Consider the following 8,219-nt stretch of genomic DNA (forward strand, 5'->3'; position numbering starts at 1 on the left):
ACATGGAAACGCCCGTAGGAGAGGTAAGAAATCAGAATATGCTACCCAGTTAATGGAAAAGCAAAAAGCCAAGTATACTTATGGTATTCTTGAGCGTCAGTTTAGAGGGTTGTTTAAAAAAGCAACTGCTGCTGACGGAATTACAGGTGATGTATTACTTCAACTATGTGAATCCAGATTAGACAATGTAGTATACAGAATGGGCATTGCTCCTTCAAGAAGTGCTGCACGTCAGTTGGTTTCACACCGTCACATTTTGGTAAATGGAGAGAAAGTAAATATCCCTTCATACCACGTTAAACCCGGTGATGTTGTTGCAGTCAGAGAGAAATCAAAGTCTCTTGAAGCCATTTCAAACTCTCTTTCCAATGCATCACACCCTTATGAGTGGATAAACTGGAACAATGATAAAATGGAAGGTACCTTTGTTTCTACTCCGGAAAGAATTCAAATCCCTGAAAATATCAATACACAATTCATCGTTGAATTATACTCTAAATAATAAATCTTAGGAATCACAAACATGGCAATACTAAATTTTCAGAAGCCCGATAAAGTTATAATGATCAATTCAACCGATTTTGAGGGGAAGTTCGAATTTCGACCCCTTGAACCCGGATATGGTTTGACCGTTGGTAACGCGCTTAGAAGAGTACTATTATCCTCCTTAGAAGGTTTTGCTATCACATCCATCAGAATAGAAGGAGTTGATCACGAATTTTCAACCATTTCAGGAGTAGTAGAAGATGTAACAGAAATTATTCTTGGATTAAAACAAGTGCGTTTCAAGCGTCAAATTGACGAAATAGATAATGAAACTGTAACAATGTCAATCACTGGTAAGGATCAAATTACTGCAGGTGACTTCCAAAAGTTTATTTCAGGATTTCAAATATTAAACCCTGATTTAGTTATTTGTAATTTGGATGCTAAAGTGAATCTGAATATGGAAATGACCATTGAAAAAGGTAGAGGATATGTGCCTGCTGAAGAAAACAAAAAAGCAAATGCACCCCTTGGTACTATCTTTACAGATTCTATCTACACACCGATCAAAAATGTTAAGTATAGCATTGAAAATTTCCGTGTAGAACAAAAAACAGATTACGAAAAGCTGGTTTTTGAAATCGTTTCAGACGGTTCTATCCATCCAAAAGATGCCTTGACCGAAGCAGCAAAAACATTGATTCACCACTTTATGTTGTTCAGTGATGAGCGTATTACCCTTGAGGCTGATGAGATTGCTCAAACTGAAACTTATGATGAAGAGTCTTTGCATATGCGTCAGTTGTTAAAAACCAAATTGGTTGATATGGACTTATCAGTAAGAGCATTAAACTGCTTGAAAGCTGCCGAAGTTGACACCCTTGGAGATTTGGTTTCTTATAACAAAAACGACTTGATGAAATTCAGAAACTTTGGTAAAAAATCATTAACTGAATTAGAAGAGTTAGTAAATGTAAAAGGTCTGACCTTTGGAATGGATCTTTCAAAATATAAATTAGACAGAGATTAATTAAGACTTGAGATTTGAGACCTGAGATGAGAGACTTTACTCACCACTCACCACTCACCTCTAATAACTAAGAAAATGAGACACGGAAAAAAAATAAATCATTTAGGGAGAAAGACAGCACACAGAAAATCGATGTTGGCTAACATGGCTTGTTCCCTAATTGAACATAAAAGAATTAACACAACAGTTGCCAAAGCCAAAGCGTTGAAGCAATTTGTAGAACCTTTGGTTACCAAATCAAAAGAAGACACCACGCACAACAGACGTATTGTTTACAGCAGACTGCGTCAAAAAGAAGCAGTAGCTGAACTTTTCAGGGAAGTTGCTGTTAAAGTTGCTGACCGCCCGGGAGGTTATACCAGAATCATCAAATTGGGTAACCGCTTAGGTGATAATGCTGATATGGCAATGATTGAGCTGGTTGACTTCAACGAGGTTTACAATGCAAACAAACCTGCGAAGAAAAAATCAACCCGTCGTGCCGGAAAAGGTAAGAAAGCTGAAGAACCAGCTGCTAAAGCTGCTCCAGCTGAAAAAACTGAAGAAGTGACCCCGGAAACAAAAGCTCCTGAGGCTTCAGAGGATAACAAGCAAGATGAAACAAAAAATGAAAAAGAATAAATTTTTAATTTCATTTTAAATACACAAGGGATAAACTTTCAAGGTTTATCCCTTTTTTTATATATTTTTGCATCCTAGTATCAACAACACAACTTGTAATTTACAATGAAGTATAAAACTAGAAAAAAAGCCATTATCTTACTTGCAGACGGAACTATTTTTCATGGAAAAGCCGTGGGAGGAAAAGAAGGCAGTGCCTTTGGTGAAGTATGTTTTAACACCGGAATGACCGGCTATCAGGAGATTTTTACAGACCCTTCCTACTTTGGACAGTTGATGGTTACCACCAATGCCCACATCGGTAATTATGGTGCCAACAAAAACGAAGTAGAATCTGAAGGCATTAAAATTGCCGGATTGATTTGTCGTAATTTTAGTTATGACTATTCACGTGATGATGCCGATGCCTCTCTTGAAGAGTTTTTAGAAAGCAATAGTCTTTTAGCAATTTCAGATGTAGATACGCGTGCTTTGGTAAGCTACATTCGTGACAACGGTGCAATGAATGCCGTGATTTCAACTGATGTGGACAACATTGAAGGGTTAAAAAAACAACTGAAAGATGTTCCGGATATGAACGGACTTGAGTTGGCTTCAAAAGTTTCAACCAAAGAGACTTACTTTTTTGGAAATGAAAGTGCGACTTATAAAATTGCTGCTCTTGACATTGGTATCAAAAAAAATATCTTACGCAATCTTGCGGAAAGGGATTGCTATATCAAGGTGTTTCCATACAACGCCACTTTTGAAGAAATGGCTTCTTTTGAACCGGACGGTTATTTTTTATCAAACGGACCCGGTGACCCCCAACCGTTAAGCAATGCAATAAAAGTAGCTCAACAAATTATTGAAAAGAACGTTCCTCTCTTTGGAATTTGTCTTGGGCATCAAGTGATTGCTTTAGCAAATGGAATTACAACTTACAAAATGCATCACGGTCACAGGGGGATTAATCATCCTGTAATGAACCTCGTTTCGGGAAAAGGAGAAATCACTTCCCAAAATCACGGTTTTGCCATCAATAAGGAAGAAACGGAAAACCACCCTGACATAGAAATTACCCACCTGCATTTGAATGACCACACTGTTGCAGGAATTAAAATGAAAAGCAAAAACTGTTTCTCGGTGCAGTACCATCCTGAAGCCAGTCCCGGTCCACATGATGCAAGTTACCTATTCGATCAATTCATAGAGAATATTCAAAATAATTAACTTTTAGAGGAGCAAGATTTTGTGACTCAACAAATCAAATAATAAAAATATATGAGCCTAATCGTTGACATCCACGCCCGCCAAATTTTTGATTCCAGGGGTAACCCAACTATTGAAGTTGATGTAATCACTGAAAGCGGTATCTTAGGAAGAGCGGCCGTCCCATCAGGTGCCTCTACCGGTGAACACGAAGCCGTAGAACTTCGTGATGGTGGAAAAGCATATATGGGAAAAGGAGTGCTTCAAGCTGTAAACAATGTAAACGATGTCATAGCTCCCAAGCTTTTGGGTGCTGCTGTTTTTGATCAAAACTTGATTGACCAGACCATGATTGAAATGGATGGAACCTCAAATAAGTCTAAGTTGGGTGCCAATGCTATTTTGGGTGTATCGCTTGCAGTAGCCAAAGCAGCTGCTTTAGAACTTGGACTTCCTTTATACCGTTATGTTGGAGGGGTGAGTGCCCATACACTTCCGGTACCCATGATGAATATCATCAACGGTGGGTCACACAGTGATGCTCCCATTGCCTTTCAGGAATTTATGGTAATGCCCGTGAAAGCCAAGAACTTTGCCCACGCTATGCAAATGGGTTCAGAAATCTTTCATCACCTTAAAAAAGTGTTGCATGACCGTGGATTAAGCACAGCGGTGGGAGATGAAGGTGGTTTTGCACCCACACTTAAAGGAACTGAAGACGCTTTAGACACAATCGCCAAAGCGGTTAACAATGCTGGTTATGAATTTGGTGTCGATATCAAGATAGCTTTGGATTGCGCAGCTGCAGAGTTCTATATCAACGGGAATTATGATTATACCAAATTTGAAGGTGCTTCCGGAAAGGTGAGAACTTCCAAAGAACAGGCTGATTATCTTGCAGAATTATTAGATCAATATCCTATAGTTTCCATTGAGGACGGCATGGATGAAAACGACTGGGAGGGTTGGAAATATCTAACCGAAAAAGTTGGTGATAAAGTACAATTGGTTGGTGACGATTTATTTGTAACTAACGTTGATCGTCTTTCGAGAGGAATCAATGAAGGCATAGCGAATTCGATTCTTATTAAAGTGAATCAAATAGGTACTTTAACTGAAACGATTGCTGCAGTCAATATGGCTCATAATGCCGGATATACATCAGTTATGTCACACCGTTCCGGAGAGACTGAAGACACTACAATTGCCGACCTGGCAGTGGCATTAAACTGTGGGCAAATTAAGACCGGTTCAGCATCAAGAAGTGACAGGATGTCTAAGTACAACCAGCTTCTTCGTATTGAGGAAGAACTAGGAAGTGTTGCTTATTATCCACAAGAGAACACTTTTAAAGTTAGCTAGTTTTTTTAGGAAGGCATTTAAGGATTTTTTAACCATTATATGACAGATGTCATTAAAGATTTTCCCTTATATTTTGTATCTTCGCGAGAAGTTCAAACAATAAATATAACACATAAACATGTCAAAAATAGCTACGTTAGAAATCGATGGAAAAAAATATGAGTTTCCTATAGTTGAGGGCACTGAGAATGAGGTTGCAATCGATATAAAAACCTTGAGGGCAGCTTCCAACGTCATCACTTTAGATCCCGGTTATAAAAATACCGGTTCTTGTGAAAGTGCGATTACTTTTTTGGATGGTGAGAAAGGCGTATTACGCTATCGGGGTTATGCTATTGAAGACCTTGCAGAAAAAGCTTCATTTCTTGAGGTTTGTTATTTATTGATTTTCGGAGAGCTTCCTTCAAAAGATCAGCTTTCAAAGTTTCACAAGGATATCAAAGATCAATCGATTGTTGATGAAGACATGAAACGCATACTGGATGGATTTCCAAAGTCTGCCCACCCAATGGGTGTACTTGCATCTCTTACCAATGCACTTGTGGCTTTTAACCCTTCATCGGTAAATGTAGATTCTGAGGAGGATATGTATAAGGCGATTGTTAAGATATTGGGTAAATTCCCAGTATTGGTAGCATGGACCATGCGTAAGAAAATGAGTTTGCCATTGAACTATGGCGATACTTCTTTGGGATATATTGAGAATATCCACAAAATGATGTTCCAAAAACCCAATGAAGAATATAAAGTTGACCGTGCCGTTATAGAAGCCCTTGATAAGTTGTTGATACTACACGCTGATCATGAACAAAACTGTTCTACTTCAACCGTGCGAATTGTAGGTTCGTCCCACAGTGGTTTATTTGCTTCTTTATCAGCCGGTATAGCTGCACTTTGGGGTCCTCTTCATGGTGGTGCTAACCAAGCTGTTATAGAAATGCTTGAAGCTATTATAGCGGATGGAGGTGATACTTCAAAATTTATTTTAAAGGCAAAAGATAAAGACGATTCATTCAGATTAATGGGCTTCGGTCACAGAGTTTATAAAAACTTTGACCCCAGAGCCCGCATCATCAAGAAAGCTGCAGATGAGGTATTGGGTGAATTAGGAATTGAGGATCCTGTTCTGGATATTGCCAAAGGGCTTGAAAAAGTAGCTTTGGAAGATGAATATTTCAAATCCAGAAACCTGTATCCAAATGTTGATTTTTACTCGGGGATTATATACAGAGCGCTAGGCATTCCTACGGATATGTTTACTGTAATGTTTGCATTGGGACGTTTACCAGGTTGGATTGCGCAATGGAAAGAAATGCGTTTACGCAAAGAACCTATTGGTCGTCCAAGACAAGTGTATACTGGTTATACTCACAGGTCGTTTAAAACAATGAGCGAACGCTAAATAATCAAGACTTTTTAATTGAACTCCATCAATGAATTACTTGATGGAGTTTTTTATATATTTGAAAAAAACATCTAATGCTTCAATTAAACGTAAAAGACGAAACTTCCAAGCTTAAGGCTGTTGTATTGGGTACCGCTAATAGTAATGGTCCCACGCCCAATGCAGACGAAGCTTATGATCCTAAATCGCTTGAACACATCCTTGCGGGTACTTACCCAAAAAATGAGGATATGATTCCCGAAATAGAAGCCTTTGCCAATGTGTTGAAAAAGTATGATGTTAAGGTATTCCGACCTGAAGAAATTAAGGATTACAATCAAATATTTTCAAGGGACATTGCTTTTGTGATTGATGATGTCTTTGTTAAAGCCAACATACTTCCCGATCGAGAAAAAGAACTTGACGCGATTCAATATGTTATTGATCAAATTAATCCAAAAAAAGTAGTTAGGCCTCCTGAAGAAGTGCATATTGAAGGAGGTGATGTGATGCTATGGAATGATTACATTTTTATAGGTACTTATAAAGGAAGTGATTATAAAGATTATATCACAGCCCGAACCAACATGGAAGGGGTTGCATACATTCAAAAACTCTTTCCCCATAAAACGGTTAAAGAGTTTGACCTTGTAAAATCCAAAATTGAAGCACGTGATAATGCACTTCACCTGGATTGTTGTTTTCAACCTGTTGGGGTTGATAAAGCGATTATCTACAAACAAGGTTTTAGGGAAGAAGCAGACTATGTTTACCTTGTTAATCTATTTGGTAAAGACAATCTATTTCACATCACAAGAGAAGAGATGTATCATATGAACAGTAATGTTTTTTCTATTGCTCCTGATGTAGTTGTTTCTGAAAAAAACTTCATCAGATTAAATAACTGGCTACGTGAAAATGGATTTACAGTTGAGGAAATCCCCTATGCTGAGATTTCAAAACAAGAAGGATTACTTCGATGCAGTACGCTTCCTTTGATTAGGGGTTAGGTTTAAGGTTCAAAGTTTAAGGTTTAAAGATATTTATATGCAATCAACAAATACTCTATTAATGGTACGTCCTGCAACATTCAGGCTGAATGAGGAGACGGCTGTCAATAACTATTACCAAACCAGTGATTCCAAGTTAAAAGCACTGGATGTGAACAAATTGGCTCAAGAAGAGTTTGATGTTTTAGTTGAAAAATTAAAGGAGGCTGGCGTTCAGGTTGTTTTGTTTCACGATGATGGCTCTCAGGACACGCCTGATTCTGTGTTTCCTAACAACTGGGTTTCGTTTCATGAAAACGGAGACATTGCATTGTATCCTATGTTTGCTGTGAACCGAAGACGTGAGCGTCGCGAATCTGTAATTAAACAGCTTGAAGAACAAGGGTTTAAAATTGCTGATATCGTTGACTACACTGCTGCTGAAGATGAGAATTTCTTTTTGGAAGGAACAGGAAGTTTGGTGCTTGACCGCATCAACAGAAAAGCCTATTGTGCCCTTTCACCCCGAGCGGATGAAGAGTTGCTTATTGAATTTTGTGAAGATTTTGAATATACCCCCGTCATTTTTACAGCTTATCAGACAGTGAATGGTGAGCGCTTACCTATTTATCATACGAATGTAATGATGTGTGTTGCTCAAAAATTTGCCGTGATTTGTTTGGATTGCATCGATGACAAAAAGGAACGTAAAAATGTCGTTCAGCATTTGAAAGATGACGGTAAAGAAATTATCTCAATCACTGAGGATCAAGTTAACCAATTTGCAGGTAATATGCTGGAAGTTCTTGATGCAAAAGGAAATTCAATCACTGTGATGTCTCAATCGGCCTATGACAGTTTAACGGCTCAACAACGATCCGGTATTGAGAAATACAGCACAATACTTAGCAGTAGCTTAACTACTATTGAAACTTTAGGAGGTGGAAGCGCACGATGCATGATGGCCGAGGTTTTTTTACCTAAAGATTAGTTTGATAATTTCTCCCAGAGTTTGTCAAACTCATACCCTTCGTATTTTGGTCCCCAAACAATGCTGTCATTTTCATTAAAACCACGATCCCAGGAAATGATTTGTTTTTCAGAAATGATTACTTCAGAGGTTGCATAAGCAGCACCGTTTAATTCATTGGTACAG

General features: G+C 38.3%; 8 protein-coding genes. All 8 read left to right on the forward strand.

Going from position 1 to position 8,219, the window contains the following annotated elements; genetic code table 11:
• Positions 1 to 502 (forward strand): 30S ribosomal protein S4 (gene rpsD / locus AACY61_RS05020; RefSeq protein WP_339610492.1); only part of this gene is annotated, 502 nt, incomplete at its 5' end.
• Positions 503 to 523: 21 nt separating this feature from the next.
• Positions 524 to 1,516: a DNA-directed RNA polymerase subunit alpha gene (locus tag AACY61_RS05025; protein ID WP_339610493.1), complete on the forward strand. Its 993-nt coding sequence runs from the start codon at positions 524 to 526 to the stop codon at positions 1,514 to 1,516.
• A gap of 75 nt (positions 1,517 to 1,591) precedes the next feature.
• Complete coding sequence (gene rplQ / locus AACY61_RS05030; RefSeq protein WP_339610494.1) at positions 1,592 to 2,137, forward strand: 50S ribosomal protein L17; 546 nt, start codon at positions 1,592 to 1,594, stop codon at positions 2,135 to 2,137.
• 105 nt (positions 2,138 to 2,242) lie between these two features.
• Complete coding sequence (gene carA, locus AACY61_RS05035; protein ID WP_339610495.1) at positions 2,243 to 3,349, forward strand: glutamine-hydrolyzing carbamoyl-phosphate synthase small subunit; 1,107 nt, start codon at positions 2,243 to 2,245, stop codon at positions 3,347 to 3,349.
• A 51-nt stretch (positions 3,350 to 3,400) separates the two neighbouring features.
• Entirely contained in the window at positions 3,401 to 4,690 is a 1,290-nt protein-coding gene (eno, locus tag AACY61_RS05040; RefSeq protein WP_339610496.1) for a phosphopyruvate hydratase, read from the forward strand.
• 118 nt (positions 4,691 to 4,808) lie between these two features.
• Positions 4,809 to 6,092 (forward strand): citrate synthase, encoded by a 1,284-nt coding sequence (locus AACY61_RS05045; RefSeq protein ID WP_339610497.1) that lies wholly within the window; start codon positions 4,809 to 4,811, stop codon positions 6,090 to 6,092.
• Between the two features lie 77 nt (positions 6,093 to 6,169).
• Complete coding sequence (locus AACY61_RS05050) at positions 6,170 to 7,084, forward strand: arginine deiminase family protein (protein WP_339610498.1); 915 nt, start codon at positions 6,170 to 6,172, stop codon at positions 7,082 to 7,084.
• A gap of 37 nt (positions 7,085 to 7,121) precedes the next feature.
• A complete protein-coding gene (locus tag AACY61_RS05055) occupies positions 7,122 to 8,054 on the forward strand; it encodes an arginine deiminase-related protein (RefSeq protein ID WP_339610499.1) in 933 nt (310 codons plus the stop codon).
• The last annotated feature ends 165 nt before the right edge of the window (positions 8,055 to 8,219 follow it).

The organism is uncultured Planktosalinus sp. (genome assembly GCF_963973675.1).
Classification (GTDB): Bacteria; Bacteroidota; Bacteroidia; order Flavobacteriales; family Flavobacteriaceae; genus Planktosalinus.

Excerpts from the sequence above, each read along its gene's own strand:
- AACY61_RS05050 (WP_339610498.1), top strand. The coding sequence starts at position 6,170 with ATGCTTCAATTAAACGTAAAAGACGAAACTTCCAAGCTTAAGGCTGTT.
- AACY61_RS05055 (WP_339610499.1), top strand. The coding sequence starts at position 7,122 with ATGCAATCAACAAATACTCTATTAATGGTACGTCCTGCAACATTCAGG.
- AACY61_RS05025 (WP_339610493.1), top strand. The coding sequence starts at position 524 with ATGGCAATACTAAATTTTCAGAAGCCCGATAAAGTTATAATGATCAAT.
- rplQ (WP_339610494.1), top strand. The coding sequence starts at position 1,592 with ATGAGACACGGAAAAAAAATAAATCATTTAGGGAGAAAGACAGCACAC.
- AACY61_RS05045 (WP_339610497.1), top strand. The coding sequence starts at position 4,809 with ATGTCAAAAATAGCTACGTTAGAAATCGATGGAAAAAAATATGAGTTT.
- carA (WP_339610495.1), top strand. The coding sequence starts at position 2,243 with ATGAAGTATAAAACTAGAAAAAAAGCCATTATCTTACTTGCAGACGGA.
- eno (WP_339610496.1), top strand. The coding sequence starts at position 3,401 with ATGAGCCTAATCGTTGACATCCACGCCCGCCAAATTTTTGATTCCAGG.